This window comes from Cytobacillus sp. BC1816, from assembly GCF_051353635.1.
Classification (GTDB): Bacteria; Bacillota; Bacilli; order Bacillales; family Cytobacillaceae; genus Cytobacillus; species Cytobacillus oceanisediminis_C.
The window spans coordinates 1,313,338-1,338,429 of the sequence record NZ_CP195611.1 but is presented as its reverse complement, the minus strand read 5'-3'; the positions used below and the strand labels follow the sequence as shown (position 1 = coordinate 1,338,429).

At 41.1% G+C, this 25,092-nt stretch carries 26 protein-coding genes; 7 read left to right on the top strand and 19 right to left on the bottom strand.

The window, feature by feature from the left end; genetic code table 11:
* Nucleotides 1-205 precede the first annotated feature (205 nt).
* A complete protein-coding gene (locus ACR42H_RS07140; protein WP_113883405.1) occupies nt 206-595 on the top strand; it encodes a hypothetical protein in 390 nt (129 codons plus the stop codon).
* A 98-nt stretch (nt 596-693) separates the two neighbouring features.
* Here the strand turns inward: ACR42H_RS07140 and ACR42H_RS07135 are convergent, their stop codons facing one another.
* On the bottom strand, nt 694-1,248 hold the full coding sequence (locus ACR42H_RS07135; RefSeq protein WP_436375278.1) for a competence protein ComK: 555 nt from the start codon (nt 1,246-1,248) through the stop codon (nt 694-696).
* A 199-nt stretch (nt 1,249-1,447) separates the two neighbouring features.
* On the opposite strand from ACR42H_RS07135, the gene ACR42H_RS07130 reads away from it, so the two are divergent.
* Entirely contained in the window at nt 1,448-1,684 is a 237-nt protein-coding gene (locus tag ACR42H_RS07130) for an IDEAL domain-containing protein (RefSeq protein ID WP_113883407.1), read from the top strand.
* 62 nt (nt 1,685-1,746) lie between these two features.
* Nucleotides 1,747-2,391, top strand: a complete 645-nt coding sequence (locus ACR42H_RS07125) for a Type 1 glutamine amidotransferase-like domain-containing protein (protein WP_113883408.1) — start codon at nt 1,747-1,749, stop codon at nt 2,389-2,391.
* A 45-nt stretch (nt 2,392-2,436) separates the two neighbouring features.
* On the opposite strand, the gene ACR42H_RS07120 is transcribed toward ACR42H_RS07125, so the two are convergent.
* The 3 genes from ACR42H_RS07120 to ACR42H_RS07110 form a co-directional block, all read right to left on the bottom strand.
* Nucleotides 2,437-3,729, bottom strand: a complete 1,293-nt coding sequence (locus ACR42H_RS07120) for a M48 family metallopeptidase (protein ID WP_436375276.1) — start codon at nt 3,727-3,729, stop codon at nt 2,437-2,439.
* A gap of 166 nt (nt 3,730-3,895) precedes the next feature.
* Entirely contained in the window at nt 3,896-4,201 is a 306-nt protein-coding gene (locus tag ACR42H_RS07115) for an AzlD domain-containing protein (RefSeq protein WP_009331384.1), read from the bottom strand.
* On the bottom strand, nt 4,194-4,922 hold the full coding sequence (locus tag ACR42H_RS07110) for an AzlC family ABC transporter permease (RefSeq protein ID WP_436375273.1): 729 nt from the start codon (nt 4,920-4,922) through the stop codon (nt 4,194-4,196). The genes ACR42H_RS07115 and ACR42H_RS07110 overlap by 8 nt, the downstream gene beginning before the upstream one ends.
* 136 nt (nt 4,923-5,058) lie before the next feature.
* Here ACR42H_RS07110 and ACR42H_RS07105 point away from each other — a divergent pair, with 136 nt between their 5' ends.
* Nucleotides 5,059-5,610 (top strand): helix-turn-helix domain-containing protein, encoded by a 552-nt coding sequence (locus tag ACR42H_RS07105; protein WP_113883411.1) that lies wholly within the window; start codon nt 5,059-5,061, stop codon nt 5,608-5,610.
* A gap of 99 nt (nt 5,611-5,709) precedes the next feature.
* Here the strand turns inward: ACR42H_RS07105 and ACR42H_RS07100 are convergent, their stop codons facing one another.
* The 7 genes from ACR42H_RS07100 to ACR42H_RS07070 form a co-directional block, all read right to left on the bottom strand.
* Complete coding sequence (locus tag ACR42H_RS07100) at nt 5,710-6,504, bottom strand: ABC transporter ATP-binding protein (RefSeq protein ID WP_113883412.1); 795 nt, start codon at nt 6,502-6,504, stop codon at nt 5,710-5,712.
* On the bottom strand, nt 6,479-7,501 hold the full coding sequence (locus tag ACR42H_RS07095; protein ID WP_113883413.1) for an ABC transporter permease: 1,023 nt from the start codon (nt 7,499-7,501) through the stop codon (nt 6,479-6,481). The genes ACR42H_RS07100 and ACR42H_RS07095 overlap by 26 nt, the downstream gene beginning before the upstream one ends.
* Nucleotides 7,502-7,555: 54 nt before the next feature.
* Nucleotides 7,556-8,566 (bottom strand): ABC transporter substrate-binding protein, encoded by a 1,011-nt coding sequence (locus ACR42H_RS07090; protein ID WP_436375271.1) that lies wholly within the window; start codon nt 8,564-8,566, stop codon nt 7,556-7,558.
* A gap of 191 nt (nt 8,567-8,757) precedes the next feature.
* Complete coding sequence (locus tag ACR42H_RS07085; protein ID WP_113883415.1) at nt 8,758-9,534, bottom strand: enoyl-CoA hydratase-related protein; 777 nt, start codon at nt 9,532-9,534, stop codon at nt 8,758-8,760.
* 126 nt (nt 9,535-9,660) lie between these two features.
* Entirely contained in the window at nt 9,661-11,217 is a 1,557-nt protein-coding gene (locus ACR42H_RS07080; RefSeq protein ID WP_113883416.1) for a fatty acid--CoA ligase family protein, read from the bottom strand.
* 203 nt (nt 11,218-11,420) lie between these two features.
* The gene (locus ACR42H_RS07075; RefSeq protein WP_113883417.1) at nt 11,421-12,410 is read right to left on the bottom strand and encodes a lipoate--protein ligase; all 990 of its coding nucleotides are present in this window, start codon (nt 12,408-12,410) and stop codon (nt 11,421-11,423) included.
* Between the two features lie 12 nt (nt 12,411-12,422).
* A complete protein-coding gene (locus ACR42H_RS07070; protein ID WP_436375268.1) occupies nt 12,423-13,157 on the bottom strand; it encodes an MBL fold metallo-hydrolase in 735 nt (244 codons plus the stop codon).
* Nucleotides 13,158-13,384: 227 nt separating this feature from the next.
* On the opposite strand from ACR42H_RS07070, the gene yhfH reads away from it, so the two are divergent.
* Nucleotides 13,385-13,519 carry a protein YhfH gene (yhfH, locus tag ACR42H_RS07065; RefSeq protein ID WP_436375266.1) on the top strand — a complete coding sequence of 45 codons (135 nt, stop codon included), beginning with the start codon at nt 13,385-13,387 and terminating at the stop codon, nt 13,517-13,519.
* 52 nt (nt 13,520-13,571) lie between these two features.
* Here yhfH and ACR42H_RS07060 read toward each other — a convergent pair whose 3' ends face one another.
* From ACR42H_RS07060 to hemE, 5 genes are all read right to left on the bottom strand, one after another.
* Complete coding sequence (locus ACR42H_RS07060; protein WP_436375264.1) at nt 13,572-15,740, bottom strand: YhgE/Pip family protein; 2,169 nt, start codon at nt 15,738-15,740, stop codon at nt 13,572-13,574.
* A 73-nt stretch (nt 15,741-15,813) separates the two neighbouring features.
* The gene (locus tag ACR42H_RS07055; protein WP_113883420.1) at nt 15,814-16,386 is read right to left on the bottom strand and encodes a TetR/AcrR family transcriptional regulator; all 573 of its coding nucleotides are present in this window, start codon (nt 16,384-16,386) and stop codon (nt 15,814-15,816) included.
* A gap of 114 nt (nt 16,387-16,500) precedes the next feature.
* Nucleotides 16,501-17,940: a protoporphyrinogen oxidase gene (hemY, locus tag ACR42H_RS07050; protein WP_436375262.1), complete on the bottom strand. Its 1,440-nt coding sequence runs from the start codon at nt 17,938-17,940 to the stop codon at nt 16,501-16,503.
* Between the two features lie 30 nt (nt 17,941-17,970).
* The gene (hemH, locus tag ACR42H_RS07045) at nt 17,971-18,903 is read right to left on the bottom strand and encodes a ferrochelatase (RefSeq protein ID WP_436375260.1); all 933 of its coding nucleotides are present in this window, start codon (nt 18,901-18,903) and stop codon (nt 17,971-17,973) included.
* A gap of 126 nt (nt 18,904-19,029) precedes the next feature.
* Nucleotides 19,030-20,076, bottom strand: coding sequence for a uroporphyrinogen decarboxylase (gene hemE / locus ACR42H_RS07040; protein ID WP_436375258.1), 1,047 nt, complete (start codon nt 20,074-20,076; stop codon nt 19,030-19,032).
* 290 nt (nt 20,077-20,366) lie between these two features.
* Here hemE and ACR42H_RS07035 point away from each other — a divergent pair, with 290 nt between their 5' ends.
* The gene (locus tag ACR42H_RS07035; RefSeq protein ID WP_436375256.1) at nt 20,367-20,876 is read left to right on the top strand and encodes an antibiotic biosynthesis monooxygenase family protein; all 510 of its coding nucleotides are present in this window, start codon (nt 20,367-20,369) and stop codon (nt 20,874-20,876) included.
* Nucleotides 20,877-20,910: 34 nt separating this feature from the next.
* On the opposite strand, the gene ACR42H_RS07030 is transcribed toward ACR42H_RS07035, so the two are convergent.
* From ACR42H_RS07030 to liaF, 3 genes are read right to left on the bottom strand one after another with little or no spacing between them, the layout of a single operon-like run.
* Nucleotides 20,911-21,549: a response regulator transcription factor gene (locus tag ACR42H_RS07030; RefSeq protein ID WP_113883425.1), complete on the bottom strand. Its 639-nt coding sequence runs from the start codon at nt 21,547-21,549 to the stop codon at nt 20,911-20,913.
* Nucleotides 21,546-22,589 carry a sensor histidine kinase gene (locus ACR42H_RS07025; protein WP_436375254.1) on the bottom strand — a complete coding sequence of 348 codons (1,044 nt, stop codon included), beginning with the start codon at nt 22,587-22,589 and terminating at the stop codon, nt 21,546-21,548. The genes ACR42H_RS07030 and ACR42H_RS07025 overlap by 4 nt, the downstream gene beginning before the upstream one ends.
* 9 nt (nt 22,590-22,598) lie before the next feature.
* Nucleotides 22,599-23,423, bottom strand: coding sequence for a cell wall-active antibiotics response protein LiaF (liaF, locus tag ACR42H_RS07020; protein ID WP_113883427.1), 825 nt, complete (start codon nt 23,421-23,423; stop codon nt 22,599-22,601).
* Between the two features lie 252 nt (nt 23,424-23,675).
* Here liaF and ACR42H_RS07015 point away from each other — a divergent pair, with 252 nt between their 5' ends.
* On the top strand, nt 23,676-25,082 hold the full coding sequence (locus ACR42H_RS07015; RefSeq protein ID WP_436375251.1) for a hypothetical protein: 1,407 nt from the start codon (nt 23,676-23,678) through the stop codon (nt 25,080-25,082).
* Nucleotides 25,083-25,092 lie beyond the last annotated feature (10 nt).

The following is a 25,092-nucleotide window of genomic DNA, read 5'->3' as shown; positions in this document are numbered from 1 at the left end:
TCTACTTATTTCGACATCAGAAATAAAATCCCTTCTCAATAAGCTGCTGGCTGAAACTTTTTTTAATTATTGGAAATGATGAAGAATAACAGCGTTTCGACAAATATAGGCTCTTGCAAGAAAAAACATTCCTTTGTAAAATTAAACAAGAACACTTGTTCTGTAATGCTGACAGGATACTATTGATTAAGGGAGCAGAAAAAACATGACCAGAATTCCTGAGGAAGACCGTAATATCATGGAACAGGCTATTTATTTGCCAATGGTGCTAACCATTTTAAATCGCGACTCCATCGTCATTAATAAAAGCCCATTTAAACTAAAACAGCCTTATCTTGATTTGGTTGAAGAAACAATGAAGGTCATTCAAAGTGAACTCTCTGAGGTAAAACGCTATATGAATAAACACCAGCTTAAGGTCCAGGAAATAAAGAGAGATGAGGCATTTACTATGTTCATGTTCCTTTACAAAGGATATGAGGAGCACCATAATTACTTTAACCCCCGCATCCGCAATAAAGTCCAGGAGCTGATGACATATTATCTTATTAAAAAACCTATACCTGGACCAGGAAAAAATCTGAAGGCAAATTAATATTTGTAATAAGAAAAGCCTGCAGCTAATAATGTAATATACACACGGAAAACAGAAGCATGAAATTCCGCATGCTTCTTATTTATCCTTTCCCTTCTCTATTGGTAGGCTCCAGTTCTCTCCGAAGCATTCATTATTTTGGAACCATTCAAAAAGTACAGTGCCTTTCTCTCTGAATCCTCTATCCTCCTTATCAATGTCGTTTTTAGTAAAGCTGTTCTGAGCACCTGATTATTAAGAGTAGTATAAGATACTGGAATGATGAAGCTTTGCTTATTCTTGAAAACCACTTCAGTATGTGCGTTTTCCGCTCGCTTAAAATAATTGATATGATCCAATGCAATCCAGATGCATTCAGGATTGTTTGGAGAAGCCGTCGGGAAAAAATAAATGAAATTTGTGGGGTCGATCGTTATTGGAGCTTTATGGGTAATGCCGGTTAATTGGCGTGTACCCTCTTTTCTGCCTTCATAGCTTGATCCAAAATATCTGCAGCTGCTTTTAATTATATCGATTGGCTTAAAAGGGGAAGTAACCTCATCATCAAGCTCCCAGATTTGCGAATAAACTTTCAGCCCATAAGCGAGGGGTTTGATAATCATTGTATTTGGATTGACTTCATACTCTTCAATCATTTGGGTATTATGGCTCATAAATTTTCATCTCCTTTTCTATTTCGCTCTCGCTTTTCCATATTAACACCAATTTATCTAAAAATTACTAATTTATTTAATAGTTTCTAATTTGTTCACAATTTCGGCATCCCGAAAATATTTTCTAAAAATTTAAAAAACTTAGTTGAATATTTAGAGGCAATTCCATATAATATTAAAAAGCTCAGGGGTGATTTCCATGAAGGAAAAATCATACACCGAATTGATGAAAACCAATGGGATGAAACGGAAAAACCATAAGGATTCTTTTGTTCTTGATCTTTATATTGATATGCTTGTTTCCGAGATTCTGCTGAATACCGAAAAAGAAAAGCTGATGAATAAAATAGACGCAGCGATTGATGAAAGAAATAAACCGTCATTTATGCATTTATCAAAGAAGTACAAAGAACTTTCCAAACGTTTTGGCACTTAGTAAACCAGTTTGCCCCCGCCAATTGGCGGGGTATTTTATTTTTATAAGGCAGGAGAAAATTTATGGACAGCAGGCATTTATTTTTAATGGGCGGAAGCCCTCCATTCGGACAAAGGCTTGGAAAAAAGTTTACAGAGCTGGCTTCCGGAGCTACTGGCAAAATAGCTATACTCTTTTTGGAAAGGGAAGGCTGGGAAGGCTATATGAATAAGTATACTGCTGCCTTAACTCAAAATGGCGCAAGGAATTTCTGTTATCTTCCGCTTTCCCCTGCACCATCAGAATCTTTTTTTCAAGAGTTGGTGTCCTGTTCCGGCATCATCATTGGAGGCGGTGAAACGGAAAAATACAGAAGTTTTATTGTGGATACTAAAGTGGGAGAATACATTGGCAAAATGTATATGAACGGTATACCGGTAGCAGGTTTTTCGGCAGGTGCCCTAATCATTCCGGAGCATTGCATAATTCCCCCTATTGATACACCTGAAAAACAGCATCTATTTCTAAAAGGTATCGGGTTAATCAGGGATTGTGTCATAAGTGTCCATTACACTAAATGGAATGAAGGGGAAAATTTAAAGAGGGCAGCCGGGAAAACCAATGTCGCGGCTGGTTATGGAATTGATGATGATGCAGGCATTTATTTTTATAATGAAATTCAGAATGTTATTGAAGGCCGCATACATATTTATAAGAATGAAATATAAAAAAGCAAGCCACATGGCCTGCTTTTTTCTCATATTTTTGTCAAATCAGTCTGCCGCCTGCTTCCTTTCATTTTGCCTCTGTTCCATTTCAAATTCTTCAAGCATGGAAATACGCTCCAGCATGGTGGGATGTCCATACCTGAATATTTTTACGAGAAGAGGCGGATTAACCTGGCTTAAACCGGCACGTGTCAGCTCCTGAAATGATTCTATTGCTGCTATTGAGTCCTTCGTCATTTCGATGGCATAGCGGTCTGCCCTTGTTTCCTGATAACGTGAAACAAAATTGGAAAGAGGGCTTGAAATAAAGAGCAGCATCGAAAGAATCATCAAAAACAGCGGCAGGGACCTAATATCATTTACCGCAGGAATTTTTAGCGCCCTTCCCCATTTATCGACTGCTTTCTCCATTAATTTGGCTGTCAAATAAAGTCCCAGCAGGGAAAGCAGCAAGTAACCGCCAATTCCGATATATATATGCTTTTCCACGTAGTGGGCCATTTCATGTGCCATTATAAACAGGATCTGATCTTCAGTTAATTTATTCAGGGTTGTATCCCATAGAACAATTCTTGAATTTGATCCGATACCTGTCACATATGCATTCAGCGCATTTGTTTTCTCTGCCATATCGACTTCAAAGACATGTTCAGCAGGTATTTTAGCCTGACTTGCCAAATCAAGAATTTTCGTTTCAAGTTCCTTGTTTTTCAAAGGATAGAAATCATTATACAGAGGGTCAATGACAACCGGCTGCAGGAACATCATAAATAAGGTAAATGGAACAGACAATAGCCAGGCATAAAGCCACCATCTCTTCCTGCTCTTATTAATCAGCCAGTACAATACAGACACAATGAGAACCATCATTCCATAATTAATCCAAAAATCAATGAGCTCATCCTTCATCCATCCGCTGAAGCTCTGAGTTGAGATATTATACGTTTTGGAAAGTGAAAAGCTGATATAGCTTAATGGCATAGTGGCAATAAACGCGAAAAAAGAAAGCCAAATCAAATAGATCGCCGTTTGCAGGAATTTATAAGGTGCAGTCTGCTCAGCCCACTTCTTAAAAGCCTTGGATAAGCCAAATAAAAGAATGAATAGATAGAAAATCCATTCAAAAGGTGTAGAAATAAAAAACAGCAGGTTTCTTATTTTAGAATATTCCTCACTGAGCATCAGTTCCCTTCCGTTCAGGAAAGTAGCCGGATCTGCCCGAGAGCCTTCATACTCAAAGGGCAAACTGCTGTCAGCAAAATAGAATAAATACCAATAAAAAAATAAACCGTATACGAAAAAGGCCAGCGCCCCGTAAAAGCCTAATTTTCGCGCCATATGATCCCCCCTTATGGTACAACCTTTCTATATTTAGTTTAGTATAAAAATCTGAAATTAGAACTATTTTGATGGGACAATCCAAGTTATTAGCCTATTACAGCAGTTCTATTGAAAAAGCCGGTTCTAGAAGGAACCGGCTAAAGAACATCAATAATAATCTTTTCTAAAATAAGAAAGAATATACAGATAACACAGCAATCGACCCTAATACAACAACAATCACATTTGCACCTAAAAAGGCTGCCAGAAAAGCAGCAGCTGCCCCGAGCAGCCCAAACCAAATATCCTCATTTATAAACAGAATGCCTGGAAAAATGAGTGCCCCTAATGTCGCATACGGCACATTCTTTAATATCCCCTGAACAAACCCGGGAAGCTCCTTCCCCTTAAAAAGCACGAAAGGCAGCAGCCTTGGGATATATGTAACTGCTGCCATCCCAACAATCATCCACACGATATGGCTACTCATGCCGCTGCCCCCTGTGCCTGTTTTTTACATTTTCAATCCATTCTACTATTACAGCTGATAAAAGCGTGGCCAGTACAATTGCCCAGCCAGTCGATAGCGTATTAGTCAAAGTGAAAATTGTGTTAAAACACGCTGCCAGTGCCGCAAGAAATACAACTTTTGCACTCTTTTTCATAGACGGAACGAGAAGGCCGACAAACATGGCATAAAGAGCAACAGACATGCTTTCCTGCAAGGTTTGCGGAAGGCTCGCACCAATTAGGTGCCCAAGCCCCGAGCAAATGACCCAGCTTGCATAGGAAACCGAGATAAGCCCAAGCATATAACCGCTTGTTACCTTTTCTTCACGTACTGCTGCAACTGAGAAAGTTTCGTCCGTAATCCCAAAAGATAAAATTACCTTGTTAGCAGCCTGCTCATCATCCCACGTTTCATTAAGAGAGGTTGACATCAAGAAGTGCCTGATATTCACGATAAAAGTTGTCAAAACAATTTCAAATATGCCCGTTCCCAATGAAAGAAGGCTCAGGGATATGTACTGTGCTGCACCTGCAAATACGAGCAAACTCATTAAAGCTGTTTCACCAATTGAAAGACCAGTTGCTTTGGCGAGCAGCCCAAATGTTAGAGCGATGGGTGCATATCCTATCGCGATGCTGATTCCCGACTGCACCCCTTTCCTATACTCCCCGGAAGGCTTGCCGACTGCAAGTTCTGCCATAATGCTCACCGCCTTAAAAAATATAATAGCAGGCCTGAAAATTATACTATAATAGACTTAATATTGAAGAATGACGCGTTGATATAATATATTATACATTTGTGCGTTATATTACACAATAAACTTGGAGGATATAATGGAGAATATTCAAAAAAGCATTGGGGAAAACCTGAGGAATATTCGAAAAACAAGAGGTTACAGCCTGGATGCAGCGGCAGAAATAACCGGGGTCAGCAAGGCTATGCTGGGGCAGATTGAGCGGGGGGAATCCAACCCGACTGTCACCACCCTTTGGAAAATCGCGAGCGGCCTTCAGGTTTCATTTTCCTCACTTATTCACGAGGAACCATCAGATGTCCAGCTCATAGAATTGAAGACTCTAACTCCAATAATGGAGAGCATGGGCAGCTACAGGGTTTATCCCGTTTTCCCTTTTGACCCCCGCAAGAAATTCGAAATCTTCACAGTCGAAATTGAACCGGGATGCCAGCATACATCTGATAAACATAATGAGGGTGTTGAAGAATATATCACTGTCATGTCCGGAACGCTTGAAATAGAAATCGGAGACCAGCGAATCACTGTCCGCCCCGGCAATTCAATAAAATTCTCAGCAAATAAAGCGCATACGTATAAAAATATCGGAGACGAACTGATTCGCTGCCAGGCAGTTATGTATTATCCATGAAAAAGCTGGCATATCGCTGCGGGCGGTAGGCTTTTTTACTGGAATATTTCCAAAACAAACAAGCCGGACAAAGCCAAAAGCCTTTTGTCCGGTCTCCCTTTAGATTAATACAGCCTTATCGCTGCTCATTTTCTCTCCACGTATTTTTTGGAATTCTTCAAGCAGTTTTTCGACAGTCAACTCTTTCTTTTGGTCTTCATTTGTTTCAAAAATGATCTGGCCCTTATCCATCATGATCAGCCTATTTCCCAGGTCAAGTGCCTGCTGCATATTGTGGGTCACCATTAATGTGGTAAGTTTATATGTTTCCACAATCTCTTTCGTAAGGCTGGTAATCAATTCTGCACGAGCTGGGTCCAAGGCAGCGGTATGTTCGTCTAAAAGCAATATTTTAGGTTCTGTGAAAGTCGCCATCAACAGGGATAACGCCTGCCTTTCCCCGCCTGACAACAGTCCGACTTTTGCCGAAAGCCTGTTTTCCAATCCAAGATGCAGCATTTCCAGCTTTTCCCGGAAAAAGTCGCGTCGTTTCTTGGAAACTCCTTTGCTAAGGCCACGCGCCATAGTTCTCGAATAAGCAATGGCAAGATTTTCTTCAATCGTCATGGAAGGGGCTGTTCCTGCCATCGGATCCTGGAAAACACGTCCAATCAGTCTGGATCTTTTATGTTCTTTCACAAGAGTGACATCAGTGCCATCAACCAGCACTTCTCCTATATCAGGAATCAATTTGCCGGAAATCATATTCATAAGAGTAGATTTTCCCGCTCCATTACTGCCGATAACCGTCATGAAGTCTCCTGGCTTTAAATGAAGATCGATTCTGTGTAGTGCTGTTTTTTCGTCTGGAGTTCCCTCATTAAACACTTTATGAATCTGATTTAATTGCAGCAAGATGTTCACCACTTTTCCCGTAAGCATTAGTTTTTTTTGCTTCCGCTAATCTCCGCCGCTTTCTCTGCTTTTCTTTTTGCTGCTGAATAAGCTTTGGCAGAATAAGCGCACCAATCACGATTACTGCTGTGATTAGCTTCATATCTCCCGTTTCAAGGAATTCAACTCTCAATGCAAGAGTGACTATAATACGATATAAAATGGCTCCTCCAATGACAGCCAGTGTTGCTCGTACAATTGTTTTTGCACCAAAGATTGCTTCTCCAATGATTACGGATGCAAGTCCGATGATAATCATCCCGATTCCCATTCCGACGTCACTGAATCCGTTATACTGTGCCACTAATGCTCCAGAAAAAGCAACCAGTGCATTTGAAATGCCCAAGCCAGCTATCTTCAGAAGATCTGTATCAGCAGAAAAGCTTCGGATCATTGTCTCATTGTCGCCTGTTGCACGTATAGCCAGTCCAATATCTGTCTTTAAGAAAAGATCAATCAATACTTTCGCAGCAAAGGCTAGTATTAACATTAAAATCAGAATACCCCAGGTCTTTGGGATGAAACCCATTCCTAATGCCCCAATCAGGCTTTGAATAGCCTGGTCAATCCCAAGCTCCTGCCAGAATGCTGTAAGCTTTGTGATAGCCGTTTCCTCAGACAGCAGCGGAACATTTGACTTGCCCATAATCCGGAGATTGATAGAGTATAATGCGATCATCATTAATATTCCGGACAAAAGGGCATTAATTTTTCCTTTTGTATGAAGAAGGCCTGTAAGGCAGCCTGCTGCAAACCCCGCAAGCAAAGCTGTCATTGTTGCCAAAAATGGATTGTATCCTCCTACTATCATGACAGCCGCTACAGATGCGCCCGTTACAAAGCTTCCATCCACCGTCAGATCGGGAAAATCCAGTATTCTGAATGATAGGTAAACCCCTAATGCCATTAAGGCATAAATTGCTCCTGCCTCAATGGAACCAAAGATCGCTGTTGGCATAGTAATCTCCCTTTCTATTAGAAAAGCGCAAGCGCTGGTGGTTATTTAAAGGTATTACTCCACAAACTCAGCAAGATCGCTCCATTCCTCTTTTAAGTCAATGCCCATTTCTTCTGCAGCCTTTTTATTGATTACCAGCTTTAGATTCTGCGGATATTGGACAGGAAGTTCGGATGGCTTCTTGCCGTCTTTTAAAATTTTTGCAGCCATTTCCCCAGCTTCATATCCGATATCTTCATAGTCAAATCCGTAAGCAGCAAAGCCCCCGCGTTTAACAGAGTCCAGCTCTCCCACGAAAAGCGGGATGTCATTGTCGTTTGAAACCTGAATGACGGATTCCAAAGCGGAAACGACAGTATTATCCGTAATAATATAGATGGCATCAGCTTTTCCGACAAGCGATTCTGCAGCCTGTTTCACTTCAGAAGAATTGGATACGGTAGCTTCAGCCAATTTCATATCTGTACCTGAAAGAGCTTCCCTCACCTTTTCAATCTGCACCTCTGAATTTTGTTCTCCAGAATTGTAAATAACACCCACTGTGCCTGCCTCAAACTGTTCATCTATAAATTTAACCATGTTGGGTATCGCATCAGGATGCGTATCTGTTGTACCTGTTATATTTCCTTCAGGAGAATCCATTGATTTTACTAATTGCGCACCCACTGGATCAGTTACTGAAGTAAATACAATTGGTATATCCTTCGTTGCATTCAGTGCACTTAATGCACTGGGGGTGGAGTTGGCAAAGATCAGGTCTACTCCATCTCCAGCAAAATTGTTGGCAATGGATTGATTATTATTCTGGTCCCCTTGTGCAATCTGGACATCGTAGCTTGCTTCAATACCAGAATCCTCTAATGCCTTCTTAAAGCCCTCGAGTGCCGCATCTAACGAGGGATGCTCGACAATCTGCGTAACTCCTATGTTAAATGATTCTTCCTTTTCTTTCTCAGAAGAACCTGCATCTCCATTTGTACTTTCACTCCCGCAGCCGCTTAGCAGCAATGTTCCCATAAGACCTGCTGCAGCTATTCCTTTAAATGATTTTAATCTCTCTAACATACTAGATGATCCCCCTTTTATCTCTATCTTTCCACTTCATTACTTTTACGCTTTTATGCTTTTATTCACTAAATTATATAGTTATTAGCCACACTATTCAAGATATTTTTTAATAATTTTCTAAAAATTTATTATTTTAATAGAAAAGACACAGCCAAATAATGCCGTGTCCCAATACTAGCTTATTCATTTTATTTCCCTTTAAACTCAGGTTTTCTTTTTTCAGCAAAGGCCGCAAGAGCTTCAACTCTATCTTCCGTTGGGATAATGACTTCATATGCCTTCCTTTCAATCTGCAGCCCAGTCTGCAAATCAACACCCATGCCCTGTTTTACAGCAAATTTAGCCTGCTGCAGGGCAAGCGGCCCGTTATTAAGCATTTGTCCGGCAAATTCATAACAATCATTTAAGAGATTATCTTTTTCAGTCACTTTTGTAAGGATGCCGTATTCAAGCGCTTCTTCAGAAGTAAGCCTTTTCGCAGTCAAAATTAATTCCAGGGCTTTGGCCTGGCCTATCAATCTTGGAAGTCTTTGAGTGCCGCCTGCTCCTGGTATTATGGCTAAACTTGTTTCTGTAAGTCCCATTGAAGTACCTGAAACAGCGATGCGGAAATCGCAGGCTAGGGCTAACTCCATCCCGCCTCCGAAGGCAAAACCGTTAATGGCAGCAATAGTAGGCTGCGGAAGCTGATCAACCAGTGAGAATACCTCACCTATTTTATATATATTTCTGCGGACTTGCTCTTCAGATAGTGTTCTGCGCTCTTTTAAATCTGCACCAACACTGAATGCTTTTTCTCCAGCCCCTGTAAAAATCACTGCACGAACATCAGGGCTGGTTCGCAGTTTCTCAACTGATTCCTGAAGCTCCGATAAAGTATCAAAATTAAAAGCATTCAATGCATCAGGGCGGTTAATCGATACGACCGCAATATGGCCTTTTGTTTCGACTGCAATAGAACTCATATGTATCTCTCCTCTTTCAAGTACTATCTAATAATTCGACAAATTTAGTGAAAACCCTTTCAAAATTAGTCATTTTGAAATCGGAATAGAAAAGGACAGACACATCCCATGCCTGTCCATAAGAACCTATTTAGTCTGTAATACCTGATTCCTCAATGCTCTCCGCAAAATTTTACCAGTTGTGTTCTTTGGCAGCTCCTCTAAAAACTCAATCGATGACGGCACTTTATATTTAGCCAAATGCTCAGCACAGTATTCAAGCAGTAACTCTTCTGTCAGCTGAGGATTTTTAGATACAACATAGCACCTCACAGCTTCTCCCAGATTTGGGTCAGGCACGCCCAATACAGCAACTTCAACTACATCCTCTTGATTATAGAGCACTTCTTCTACCTCCCGCGGGTACACATTATATCCGCCGACTAAAATAAGGTCCTTTTTACGGTCAACAATATAAAAATAACCTTCCTCATCCTGTTTTGCGAGGTCTCCTGTATAAAGCCAGCCATCGCGAATAGTGGCCGCGGTTTCCTCGGGCAGCTTGTAGTAGCCCTTCATCACGTTGGGCCCGCGTACAGTCAGTTCACCTACTTCGCCAACGGAAACTTCCTCACCCAGTTCATTTACGACCTTATTCTCAACATTCATAATAGATTGCCCGATTGAGCCTGCCTTGCGCGGCTTATCAAGCGGATTAAAGCAGGTAACCGGTGAAGCCTCTGAAAGACCATATCCTTCTGAAACAATGACATTGAATTTTTTTTCAAAGCCGTGAAGAAGTGCAACAGGCATGGCAGCACCGCCCGAAATGCAAAGCCTTAGCGATTTAAGATCTTCCGGATTGCCATCATCAAACTGAAGAAGGAAATTGTACATGGTCGGTACGCCGGCAAAAACAGTAGGTTCATATGTTTTAGCGAGTCTAAATATTTCTTTCGGGCTGAATTTTGGATCTATTAAAATAGTAGCCCCATTCATCAGCGGTGCATTAAGAGCAACCGTTAAACAGAAAACATGAAACATCGGCAAAGTAGTGATAACCCGGTCTTTTTCGTTCATATGCAAATAGTCGCTGACATCCTTTGCATTGCTGTAGAGGTTTTTATGTGTCAGCATGGCACCCTTTGGCTTGCCTGTCGTACCTGAAGTATATAGGATAACGGCTGTTTCATCTTCTTCGAGCTCAGGGCCTTTAAAATCTAAATCTCCTGAAGCTATTACTCGTGTAAACGATTTCATTTTTGAGAAAGCTGATAATGCAGTTGGGTCCGCCTTTGAAGCCTGTCCCTGCGGGGTTTCACAAATAATAAAGTTTTCCACCTTTGGAAGAGCCTGATGCATCTTCTCAATCAAAGGCACTAATAGGTCAAGCGTAACAACCGCTTTTACGTCACCATTATTAACAATGTAGCCAATTTCATCCGGTGTATAGATTGGATTGATTGGTATAACAGTTGCTCCAACCCTCAGTGCTCCATGCAGGCCAATGACAAAATGCGGTGAATTCCCGAGTAAAAGAGCAATATGATCTCCTTTTTTCACTCCCAGCTTTGAGAGCCCATCTGCAAATTTAGTCACAGCACCATCAAGCTCCGCATAGGTACTGGACTGATCCATAAAATAATAGGCAGTCTTGCTGCCCATCTTGATTGCCGTTTCATGGAGCTGCTCTGTTAAATTCATTTACACTCCCCCTATAATGAATGAATAGTCATTCATTTTTATTAAATAAATTTTCTAAATATATTATATTGAAAGAAATTTTTGTATTCAAGTAGGAAAGCGAATTGTTCACAATTTCTTTTTTATAGCGGACTGCCTTTCGCAAGACTTTATATAAATATAAGAAAAGCCGGCATGATGCCAGCTTTCCAGTAAATTCCACATTAATAAACCAGGTTGATAAATTCGGTCTTTGTCACATTTCCGAAGTAATGCTTAATGTCCACTCCTTCAAGAGCACATTCAATCTCTTTCTTTTCATAGCGAATTCCTGTAAGCTTGTTTTCAATTTCGCTTACATCGCCAACCCCAAAGAAGTCTCCATAAATTTTACATTCCTCAATTTTTCCTTTTGTGACATTAAGTCTAATATCAATTTGCCCCACTGGAAAACGATGCGAGTGCTGAAGATCAAATTTGGGAGATTTTCCATAATTCCAATCCCAGTTTTGATAGCGCTCCTTGGACAGCTGGTAAATTTTTTCCCAATCATCATTCGTAAGCTTGTACTCTGGAATTTCATCTAAATCACCAAAAATATTCTTAAGCAGCAAAGTGCGAAATTCTTGAATTGTGATTTTTTTATCCAGAAACTCTAAGATATTAGCAACCCGGCTTCGAATAGATTTAATCCCTTTCGATTCAATTTTATCTTTCTTTACCTTTAGTGCCGAAACGACACTTTCTATTTCGGAATCAAACAAGAGGGTGCCATGGCTAAACATTCTGCCTTTAGTAGAAAACTGGGCATTCCCGGATATCTTTCTGCCTTCTGCCATCAGGTCATTTCGGCCGCTCAATTCAGCATTAACTCCCAGCTTCTGCAAAGCTTCTACCACTGGTTCTGTGAACTTTTGGAAGTTATGAAAGCTTTCTCCATCATCTTTTGTGATAAAGCTGAAATTGAGATTGCCTAAATCATGATAAACAGCTCCTCCGCCAGATAGCCTTCTGACTACATGGATACCATTGTTCTCGACATATTCAGTATTAATCTCTTCAACGGTATTCTGGTTTTTTCCAATAATAATGGAAGGTTCATTAATATAAAAAAGCAAATAGGTTTCTTCAATATCAAGATTTTTTAGTGCATATTCCTCAATAGCAAGGTTAATTCTGGGATCTGTGATTCCCTGGTTGTCAATAAAAAGCATCTGTTTTCCTCCTCAAAAAGTATGGGACCATTGATAATCCGCAATAGAAATAGGACCGGTATATTTTGTTGAAGCCTCTTCCTTCAGCTTTCGAAGTTCACCATAATGAGGCAAATGTGTCAGCAGCAAATTTTTCACCTTTGCTTTGCTGGCCAATGTTCCAGCATCCAAGCTTGTCATATGCCCTGCATTTTTTCCATTTTGATGACCATAAAAATTGCATTCGCAAACTAATAAATCAGCATTTTCGCTAAATGCTGCCAGCTCTTCTTTATATGAGGTATCAGCCGTATAAATAAGTGTTTTGGCGTCTGCTTCAATTCTCATTGCATAGCATGGCACTGGGTGATTAGTCTTTAAAAAGCGAATTTGAAACGGCCCTGCAGAGAGAGTGACATCAGGATCATAGCAGACTCCCTTTGTGATATCCTTGTATGTAAATTTGGCAAATTCATGCTGATCAAGGGAATGACCATAAATTGGGAGTGTACCTGTTTTCCTTCCTAAAAAACCCTGAATGAGCCTGGCATGCTGCAGAACCCCTATATCCGCAATGTGATCTGGATGGTAATGCGAGATAATTACTGCGTCTAATTCTTCCGGCTGAAAAAAATTCTGCATTTTTGAAAGAACGCCGCTTCCACAGTCGATCAGCAAATGAAACCCATCATGCTCCAGCAAATACCCAGAACTGGCCCCATCAGCTTTAGGATAGCCGCCCCAGCTCCCAATTACAGTTAACTTCATCACGTTTCCTCCTTGTTAAAAAAGCGTAAGCTCCTACGCTATGACTGATAACCAGACTCGCCAAGAATGGCCCAGCTTTACTATGTCCAATATACTCGATTATGCCTATTTTTTCACTTTTTTAATATTGTATTGAAACAGAAGTTGACATACCGATACTGTTATAATACAATTAACTTAAATAATCAAACTATTTAGAACAAATCCACAAATCAGGAGGCTTCAACATGATTCAAAACATTATGGAGTTTTTCAAAAACCTGCCGGCAAAACAATGTTCAGAATGCGGGAAGTCTATCGAAGAGCAGCATGAATGCTACGGAAACAAGTGTGATAAATGCATGGGAATAACAGATTTATAGAATAATATTTTAAAAGCCAGCCCTGTGGGCTGGCTTTGTTTTTTGCTTATAATCAATCAGCCTGCCCTGCAGCAGCTGCAAATCTTTTCTTGTGCATGGCAGTAAAGTAAACAAAAGTTCCTGCAATGAACAGGGCAGCGAAACTCAATAGAATGACTGTATTCTCCCACATGAAATCAAAATTCCCGCTAGAAATAACAGCCTTTAGCCCGGAAACAGAATAGGTCATAGGCAAGTATGAACTGAATGGCTGAAGTGCATTAGGAATCAGCTCAAGCGGGAAAGTACCAGCACTTGTTGTCAGCTGGAGAATTAATATGATAATGGCAACAAACCTGCCAGGATCACCCATGACGGTGACAAAAAATTGAATTAGCGCTATGAACGTAAGGCTGGTTATGATGGTAAACAGAAGAAACAAAGGTACACTCTGCACTTCCAGGCCAAGTCCCAGCAATAGAATCATGGCTGCAATGAGCCCCTGAATAACGCCTATTCCTGCAAGAATCCCAAACTTGCTTGCAAACCAGCTAAATCCTGACCGCGGTACGCCAGCCGGTTCACGAAGCGGGAATACAATAGAAAGAAGCAGAGCACCTACGAAAAGTCCAAGAGACAGAAAATAAGGCGCGAACCCCGTACCATAGTTAGGAACTTCAGTAATCTTCTCATTATCTATTTCTACCGGATTTGCCATCATATTATAAGTTTTATCGCTGGCATTTACAGATGAAGCATTTTCAGCGCCATCCGCTAATTTATTTGCCAACTCAGAAGATCCTTCATAAATTTGTGTATTACCTTCAGCTACTTTGCCTGCGCCATCTTCAAGCTGCTTTGTGCCATCTGCAAATGCTGCTGAACCTTGGGTCAGTTTGCCAAGGCCTCCTGACAAATCTGCTGCACCGCCTGATAGCCTGTCTGCTCCGGCTTGGGCTTCACCAAATTTCTGAGCAAATGTTTGCATCCCAGCACTGAAATCTTTATGGCCCTGTACTAGCTGCTGCGAACCAGCTTCCAGCTCGGATGCCCCTTGGGCTAGCTGATTTATTCCCTGCTGGAGCTGCAGCTGTCCTTCATTTAGCTGCCCCATTTTTTTGGACAATTCGGCTCCTCCCGCAGATAGTTTACCAGCTGACTCAGCAAGCTGGGCTGATCCAGCCTTCAGCTGGGCAAGCACAGTCTGAAGCTCAGCTTTTTCAGGAGATCCATCAGGAAGCTGCGAAATAAAGCCCTGCAGTTTTTGCTCTAAAAGAGCAGTGCCTCCACTGAGTTTTTGTGCCTCCGTTTGCCATTGTTCCAAAGATGAAGATAAGGTTTTCGCTCCATTTTCCAGCTGCTCAGTTCCATCAATCATAACAGGAAGTTTTTCCTTTACTGTAACAATCCCTTCTTTTGTTTGTGTAACACCTGCTGAAAGCTTTTGACTTCCAGATTCCAGCTGATCAGAAGCTTTACTTAATTCTGATTGGCCTTCAGCCAATTTCCCTAAACCCTCTGAAAGGGATTTAGCACCTTCTGACATTTCTTCTGAACCTTTTCTTGCTGAGCTTACACCATTATTGAACTCAATTGATTTATCGGCCAAAAGCGCCAGCTTCTCATGCAGCGTGTTAGAACCAACCTTTAAATCTGCAGCTCCTTCACTGATTTGAAAGGCCCCGTCACTTGCCTGTCCAATGCCATCTGCCAATTCCCCTACCTTATCGAACATTGTTTCAGCATATGTTTCAGTCACTTTTTCTGACAGAGACGCTTTTATTTTTTCTACAGCTGTTCCGCCAATTTGAGCTGATAAAAAATTGTAGCTCTCATTTGGAACGTAAATCAGGTTCATTTTCTCCGGATTGTCTTCCAGGAGAGTGGTTGCATTCTTGGAAAAATCCTTAGGGATTTCAACAAGCATATAATATTGCTGATCATTTAGATCTTTATATGCTTCCTCTTTATCAACAAATTGAAAATTAAAGTCCTTGCTTTCCTTTAATTTATCAACAAGATCATCGCCCAGATGCAAGTCATTACCTTCAAATGCAGCACCTGCATCCTCATTAACGATAGCAACAGGCAGGTCATCTAGATGATCGTATGGATCCCAAAATGCCCAAAGAAACATTCCGCTGTATAAAATAGGAATGAACATTACTGCGATAATAGGAATCAGCAGCTTTTTGTTTTTTATAATTGCTGAAAACTCCTTCAAGAAAAGTTTGTTTTTCATCGTAAATCCCTCCGTTATAACTTAATGACTAAATCCCTCATTTGGTCATTTTTCTGAAAAAATTTAGGACTATCTAATTCGATAATCCTTTCATAATGTATTGTTCAAACAGCATAGCTATTTTTTCTTTTTCCAAAGGTTCATGACGCTGCTCCCAATCAAATATGAGAGCAATATAAAGCTTCAGCATCACAAAAGATGTCAGCTCCGGATCGCATTCCCGGATTTCTCCTTTTTCAATCGCTTGTGCAACTTTTTCTTTTACATAATTTAATATCGCATCCTCTACTTTCCCAATTACCTCTGTAACAGCAGGAGTTCCCATTTCCTTTGCTTCCTGGAAAAGCTTGATGGTCAGCTGATGTTTCATGCGGAATTCAAGTATTTTATACAATCCCCGATGAACATTTTTATGAAAAGGCAAAGAAGGATCAAGCGCTTCATCAGCTGCGCTTTTCATTTCCACGATGAGCGTATGGATAATTTCATCAAACAGCTCTTCTTTATTTTTAAAGAAATTATAAATAGTGCCTTTTCCTACATTTGCAAGCTTTGCAACCTGATCCATAGTGGTTGCTTTATATCCAAAAAGAGAAAATGATTTAGTGGCCGCCTCAATAATTTGCTGTTTCCGATCTGCTGACATGAATTCACCTCATTAGGAAATGACTAAATGAACAATTTGGTCATTAGTACAAAAAGTAATTTATCATACTCCAAATGAAAAAGCAACCTGAAATGATGCCAATATAAAAAGCTGTCACACACGGACAGCTTTTTGCTTGTTGCTTTTCAAGTATTCAACTGTATTTCGAACTGCCTCTTCTGCCTGATCTATGCAGTCAGGAACGCCAAGACCTTCAAATGAACTTCCTGCCAGAAAAATGCCCGGCAGCTTTTCCTGTGCCTGCTTCTTTGCCAGCCCGACTCGTTCTTTATGTCCTACAGTATACTGTGGCATTGAATCCTTCCATCTTGTTACATAAACAAAGTCCGGAATCATTTTAATATTCATCGTTTTATTTAAATCATCAAGTACAACTTTAACAATTTGATCATCTGAGAGATCCACCACTGCTTCATCGCCGGCTTTGCCAACGTAACAGCGCAGAAGCACTTTTCCTTTTGGGGTCGAATGGGGCCATTTCTTATGTGTCCAGGTACATGCAGTAATGGTGAAATCACTATGGCGTGAAACAACAAAACCGGTTCCGTCAATATCCCTTTCAATCGCTTCCTCCGGAAAAGCCAGCGCTACAGTTGCCACAGAAGTGGACGGCATGTCTTTGAACTGCTCAAAAATTCCCCAGCCAGAGAAAATGCTGCACAGAGCATGATGGGGAACAGCCATAACCATGCAATCTGCCTGAAGGTTTTCTCCGCCATTCATTTCAATTGTATAGCTTCTGCCAGTATTCTTGATTGATTCAATTCGATGGCCTTTCAGTACAGTTCCAGGTTCAAGCTTGTTCTCTAGGGCATCGACAAGCGATTGAAGCCCCGATTTGAAAGTAAGGAACATCCCCTCTTTGCTCTTGCCGTTTGCGGCCTGTTTTGGCTGAGAGCCTGTGGACTTTTTCATTCCCAGAATTAAACTTCTATACTTCTGCTCAACCTGATAAAACTGCGGGAAAGTGGCCATAAGGCTTAATTGATCAATATCGCCAGCATATATTCCAGAAAGAAGCGGATCAATCAAATTATCGACGACTTCGTCACCAAGCCTTCTTCTAAAAAAGGCACCCAGTGACTGATCATGGGAAGGATTGGAGCGCGGCAGCACAAAATCTGCCGCAGCTCTTGCCTTCCCTGCGGGAGAGAATAAGCCGGTTGTAATAAAGGGAGCAATTTGGGTAGGGATGCCCATGATTGATCCGCCCGGCATTGGAAATAGACGCTGTCTTGCAAGCACAAAGGACTTACCGGTTGTATTTCTCACAAGCTCTTTTTCCAACCCTGCTTCCTTGGCAAGCCGGGACGCACTTTGTTTACGGGCCAAAAAGGAATCTGGCCCTCTTTCGATTACAAAACCGTCCCGTGTTATTGTTTGAATCTTCCCGCCAAGTCGATGTGAAGCTTCTATGAGCTTTACATCCAGGGCCATTCCTTTTTCTTTGGCTTCCTTCTGCAGATAGTAAGCTGCAGCAAGACCAGTAATTCCTCCTCCGGCAATAACAATTTTCTGTCTCTCTCCCTGCACGGTAAATCGCCTTCTTTTCTAATTTTTTGCTTATCTATTCAGCAATTTAAAAATGGCATCTGACATCGCATCAATAAACTCTGGCTTAGAATTTGGCATTTCGGGACGGTAATAGCTTGCACCAAGCTCATCAGTGACAACTTTGCATTCATAGTCATTGTCGTACAGCACTTCAAGATGATCTGACACAAAACCTACAGGAGTATAAACAAATGCCTTGTAGCCCTTGTTTTCAAAAAGGTCTCTTGTCAAATCCTGTACATCAGGGCCAAGCCAAGGCTCAGGTGTGTTTCCTGCACTTTGCCAGCCAACGGCATAGTTTTTAACATCAGCCTGTTCGGCAATGAGGTCAGCTGTTTCCTGCAGCTGATGCGGATATGGATCTCCTGATTTCAGAATTTTCTCCGGCAAACTATGCGCAGAAACAATTAACACTGCAGAATCTTTTTCTTCAGCAGGCATTTTATCGAAGGTTTCCTTTACGCGATCGGCCCAATATTTGATAAACTTAGGCTCTTGGTACCAGCTTTCAACTGATTTTATTACAGGACCGCCAAGCTTCTCAGCCTCTTCTTTGGCTCTGCCGTTATATGATTTTACACTAAAGGTTGAGAAATGAGGTGCAAGAACAATGCTGACAGCCTCTTCAATCCCATCCTCATGCATTTGTTTAACCGCATCTTCTACGAAAGGTTCAATATGTTTTAATCCTAAATACATTTTAAATTCATAATCGTCCTGAATTTCATTTAAATGCTGTTCAAGTTTTTCAGCCTGATCTATAGTAATTTCTGCAAGAGGAGATATTCCGCCAATCGCTTCATATCTGCTTCTTAAATCTTCAAGCATTTCCTCCGAAGGCTTTCTTCCCCTGCGGATATGTGTATAGTAACGCTCAATGTCTTCTTCCTTATAGGGAGTTCCATAAGCCATTACAAGTAAACCAACTGTCTTTTTACCCATGTCTTCCACCTCAAATAGTTTTGTCTCCAGTCCTTATTGTGCCAAAAATTAAATTGATTACCAAAACTAATGCTCAAGCAATGTGCCAAACCGTTTGCCAGACATTGCATAAGGCCGTCTAAAAGGTTACTTGTTTAGTTTGGAAGCAGAGTACTCATGAATGAAAGCAGTTAATTTCTTTAATGTGTCCGGATTAACCTCCGGGAAAACACCATGCCCAAGATTAAATATATAACCAGGCCGGGCCATTCCCTGATCGAGAATAGCTTTTGCTTTTTCCTCTATAACCTCCCATGGTGCGAGGAGAATAGCCGGATCAAGATTGCCCTGGACTGTTTTGGTGATGCCTTTTGCCCTTGCTTCCTGAATCGGAAGTCTCCAATCCAGCCCCACTACATCAAGCGGCAGATCATGCCACTCCATAGCCAGGTGGCTAGCGCCAACTCCGAACATAATCAGCGGGACATTCTCTTCTTTTAAGGCAGAGAAAATGCGATTCATTGCTGGCTTAATAAAATAGCGGTAATCCTCCACATTTAAGGCGCCAACCCATGAATCGAAAATCTGGATGGCTTTTGCACCTGCTTTGACCTGGGATTTCACATATGTAATAGTCATTTCCCCAAGCTTGTCCATTAAAGCAAACCAGGCTTTAGGTTCTGCATACATAAATGCTTTCGTTTTGTTGTAATTCTTTGATGGCCCGCCTTCAATCATATAACTGGCAAGAGTAAATGGAGCCCCTGCAAAACCGATTAGTGGCACAGTCAGCTGTTCTTGAGTAAGAAGCTTAATAGTTTCCAGGACATATGGAACGTCCTCTTCCGGATTGATTTCCCCAAGCTTCTCTACATCCCCTATGGAACTGATTGGATTTGAAATAACAGGGCCGATTCCTGATTTAATTTCCACATCAACCCCAATGGCAGGAAGCGGTGACATAATATCTTTATAAAGAATGGCAGCATCATTGTTATATTGCTCTACCGGCAGCCTTGTAACATAGGCACAAAGCTCAGGCTGGTGTGTAATTTCAAATAGGGAATATTTTTCTTTTATCGCTCTATATTCCGGCTGCGAGCGGCCAGCCTGGCGCATATACCAAACAGGAACATAATCTGTCTGTTCCCCCCTAGCCGCCTTCAGAAATGTATCATTAAATGAGTTTGTCATTAAATTTTATCCACCTTTCAAGACTTGTCTGCGTATAATTGTAATATATATATACCAAAATTAGAAATCGCCAGTATCTATCCTTTATGACTATATCCTGTTTTCTCTGTTTTTGTATAGATTTGAAGGCTAAATGTCAAAAAATTGACGTTTTTAACTGTCTAAATGAGGGAAAATTAAAGATTGTAAGGATATTAGCACATTAAAAATTTCAATTTATGAATGAAGTGTTTATAATGAATTTTCTTTCAAAAAACACTATAAAACTTTTCCAAGTGGAGTGAGAAAAAATGAAGATTTATATGGCCAGAGGAACTTACGATTTTTTGAAAAAAATTGAGGAAAAGCACTCCGATGAAAATATGGTTACAATGCAGAATACAGAGAGCGCCTTATTAATCCATGAAACAGCAGGAACCTCCATTTTTAAAGAACCCCGTTCCTATGAAGTAATTGATTCTGCCGGGGTATTCACGGATGCAGGGTTTGCAGTTCTGAACAATATACCTGTTACAGATGAAGGCAGGCCGCTTTTTGAGCACCGATTTAAAAACAGGGCAGGGCTTATTGAAAATGAACCGGGTTTTGCGGCCATCCGGGTTTTGCGGCCTCTTGAATCAAACACATATATCATTCTAACATTATGGCGGGATGAAAAATCCTTTAAGAATTGGCAGAATTCCAAAGCATATGAAAAAGCACATGAAAAACGCGGGACGGAAAGCGGCATCGATAAGACACCGAATATATTCTCCAGCCCTTCATATGTGACCCAATATTATATCCCTGAAGAAGAGTAATAGAAAAGGATGGGCTGCAGCGGCTCATCCTTCTTTATGCCTGCTTTTTAATTATACCATTTCGATTGGCATAAACTGCTGCCTGTGTACGGTCAGTAACGCCCAGTTTACCGAGGATATTGCTTACGTGTGTTTTGACTGTTTTGATGCCAATGAACAATTCTTTACTTATTTCCTGGTTTGTCATCCCTTCCCCAATGCAGAGCAGGACATCAAACTCCCTTTCCGTTAAATCATCATGAGGCTTTTTTTCTTTTTCTCTAAAACGGCTAACCATTTTCCCTGCAACCTTTGATTCAATAACGGGCTCTCCTTGTGCAGCTTTCTTAATTGCATTCACAACCTCGGCCGCATTTGCTGTCTTAAGCATATAGCTGAACGCACCCGCTTCAATTGCCGGGAAAACTTGTTCATCATCGTAATAACTGGTTATAATTATAATTTTGCATCCAGGATAGCTTTTTAAAATCTCCCTTGTCGCTTCAATTCCGTTCCCATTTTCCATAAGAAGATCCATCAGAACGATTTCCGGCCGTTCTTTGAGTACTAGCTTTACAGCTTCACTTCCGCTTTCTGCTTCCCCAATCACCTCTATGCCAGCTTCCGTTGCCAAATAAGAAATAATCCCCTTTCTTACCATTTCATGGTCATCCACTACAGCAACCCTGATCATTTCAGCCTCTCTCCTTTTGCCGGAATTTTAATATCTATATAGGTTCCTTCGTTTTTCTTAGAACGTATTTTGAATATTCCGCCAACTTCTTCGCAACGTTCCCTCATTGTCTTCAGCCCATAGGAGGTTATCCTCTCTTTATGAGGATTAAAACCTTTTCCATTATCAGCAATAAAAAGATAAATGTAATCGTCTTCTTCCGTTAAGGTAATTTTTATATTCCCTGCATCAGCATGGCGTAGCACATTGGATAGGGCTTCCTGCACAATCCGAAACAAATGCTCTTCTGCTGCTTTCGAAAGATTTTCGATCTCATCAATGCTTGCGTGAAAATCGATGTTTGTCTTTGCCTTTAACTCCTGTATCAGCTTAATAATTCCATCGCATAGCCTGTCATCACTCAGCTGCACAGGCCTCAAATGGAGCAGAAGCGCCCTCATTTCCCCCTGCGCTTTCGCTGCGATGTCAGAGATTTCATTTAACTGCTCCCTTGCTTTATCACTATCCAAATCAAAAACTCTCAGGGCAGCAGAAGACATCATACTCAAAGCGAAAAGCTGCTGGCTCACTACATCATGCAGATCCCTTGCCAGGCGCTGTCTTTCTTCCATCACAGCAGCAGAATGGGCTGTTTGTGCCAGGAAAGACTTTTCATCAGCAAGGCGCTGCATGGAAAAAACCTGCTCCTGGATATTTTCCGCCAGCTGATTCAGTTCATCTGAAATTAACCCAATCTCATCTTTTTCATAAGATTCCATCCGATCAGCATACTTGCCGCTCCTTAATGTTGAAACAAATAATAAAATATCACCGAGCCTGCCTTTAATTAAGTAGCTGCCCTTGAGCCCAAAGTAGGCTCCTGTAAGCAGTAAAATGGTTAAAGCATACAAAAAAAGCCAGAAGGTGCTCTTTATCGTCATTGGCGATACAGGATTATAAAATAGATACACCTGTAATCCGACAAAAAAGATTAATGAACTTATAATGGCCATCATAATAAAACTCTGTACAAACCAATACCTGATTCCGGTTTTTCTCATTATATACACCTATACTTTATCGATCCGGATGGATCCAATTTTTACTTGTACAGCGATTCTCAGCTTTCTTGATGCTTCATCATATCCGGGTGACTTATATTGAAGACTGCGGTTAATGTCACCTGTCTTTTGATCAAAAATGCGAATGTCTCCTATATTAATATTTGACTGGATCATCACCGGAATGTTTTCAGGGATAATCATTTTTACATCCCCAATCCACCCTCTTACAATGACAGGTGTCTCTTTCTCCGGGATGAAAGCCTTGCTGAAATCAATAAAATAATCACCGATCATTGTATATAAATCCATTGGCTCCAGAGACCAATTTGGCTGTTTAAAATCCACATCGCCAATCGAAAAACCTCTTATATTTTTAAGCGGCTGCGGGCTTTCGTATTTTGAGATATTAATAACCTTTTTCTCTGCTGCTCCTTTGTTTTTTTCATATATATCCGCTGGGAAATCCTGTTCAAAATGAATCTTCAAACGATCTCGTTTCAATAAAATATTAATGCCGAAAAAAATAAGAAACAGGGGCCAGAGTTTCCATATTTCCATAAACCTAAATTCAATTACTTCGAAACGATCAAGGATTAATAGAAATGAAAATACTATTAGAAATAACCCGGGAAACATTCCGCTCCGGCTTTTCTTCAACATATATGACAGCAGGTAATGGCATCCTGCAGCCAATAGAATATAGGGGTAAATTACGACAAATACCTCTTTTATTTCCAAGGAAATGACACCTATGTTCATAAGGAGAAGCAAAACTCCAATTGCTGATAAAGTTACCGCGAAGATTATCTGATTAACTGACCTGTATCTCATAGGCGTTCCCTTCCTTCTTTTCTCCTATTCTTGTATTCGCTAAAATAGAAACCTTTTCCTCCAACATATTCATTTTATCACTCTGCTATTTTACCGAAACATTCCACAGAGTGGTTCAGCCTCAGTCTTCGGACGGATGCAATCCATATCACCATTTAATTCTTTCCATCATATTCTGTACTACATTCCAAATCGGGTGATTCGCCTAAATCGGGGCTTCTCTTATGGAATTATGAAAGGGGGAAATTATAAATGGGAGTTGAACTAACAGTTATTCATTGGATTTATGTTCTTTTTATTCTGTTTATTATTGGTTTCATGATTATGAGGAGAGATACAACCCTTGTCTGTATTGCAGGCATCTTTTTAATTGCCATAACGGCTACCGGCTCCTTAAGCAGTTCAGTCAGCAGTATTTTTACCAGTTTTATATTTGCCATTACAGAACTCCTTTCCACTATACTGGTCATTTCGATAATCGTCGCCATGAGCCGGATACTGACCATAACGGGAATAAATGATGTCATGATCTCTCCTTTTACCAAATTAATCAGAACACCTGCACTTGCTTATTGGACTATTGGGATTTTGATGATGGTCATATCATGGTTTTTTTGGCCATCTCCTGCAGTTGCATTAATGGGCGCAGTACTTCTTCCAGTAGCCATTCGGGTTGGATTGCCTGCATTGGGAGTGGCAATGGCCATGAACCTGTTCGGGCACGGCATTGCACTATCTGGGGATTTTATAATCCAGGCTGCACCGAAGTTAACTGCCGATGCAGCCGGGCTTCCTGTCGGGGAAGTCATATCAGCCAGTATTCCGCTTGTTATTATCATGGGAGCAGTGACAACTATTACAGCTTTTTATCTTATAAAGAGAGACATGAAAAGCGGAAAGCTGACTGCAGCAACAGGACTCACCGTGGATACCCCGGCCGAACTTCAGTCTGACGCCAGTCAACAACATTTGCTATCACTTAATCAAAAGCGTTTTTTTGCCCTATTCATTCCTGTTTTATTTGCTGCTGATGTTGCTGCCATGTTTGCACTGGACCTCCAGGGCGGTGACGCAACAGCTTTAGTAGGCGGGACATCGATTTTCATCCTTCTGATAATTACGCTCTCTGCACACCGCAATAAAGGTCTTGAAAAAACAACTGGCTATTTAGTTGAAGGCTTCCAATTTGGTTTTAGGGTATTTGGCCCTGTAATTCCAATTGCTGCTTTCTTTTATCTGGGGGACGCTGGATTTACACAAATGATAGGAGACTTTCTGCCAAAAAACTCTCATGGAATCGTTAATGACCTTGGAGTTGGCCTGGCTTCGGCTGTACCTTTAAGCAAAGAAGTAGGCGCCATTACATTAACAGTGGTTGGCGCCATTACCGGCCTGGATGGATCTGGTTTTTCCGGCATATCTCTTGCCGGCTCGATTGCAAGCCTGTTCGCAGCAGCCATAGGCACAGGTGCGGCAACCCTAACAGCTCTAGGCCAGGTAGCCGGAATCTGGGTAGGCGGCGGTACGCTTGTTCCTTGGGCCCTCATCCCTGCAGCAGCCATCTGTAATGTAGACGCTTTTGAACTGGCTCGGAGGAATTTGCTTCCGGTAACAATTGGTTTAATTGTGACAACTATTGCAGCCATGTTCCTCCTTTAAAAGCAGCAAA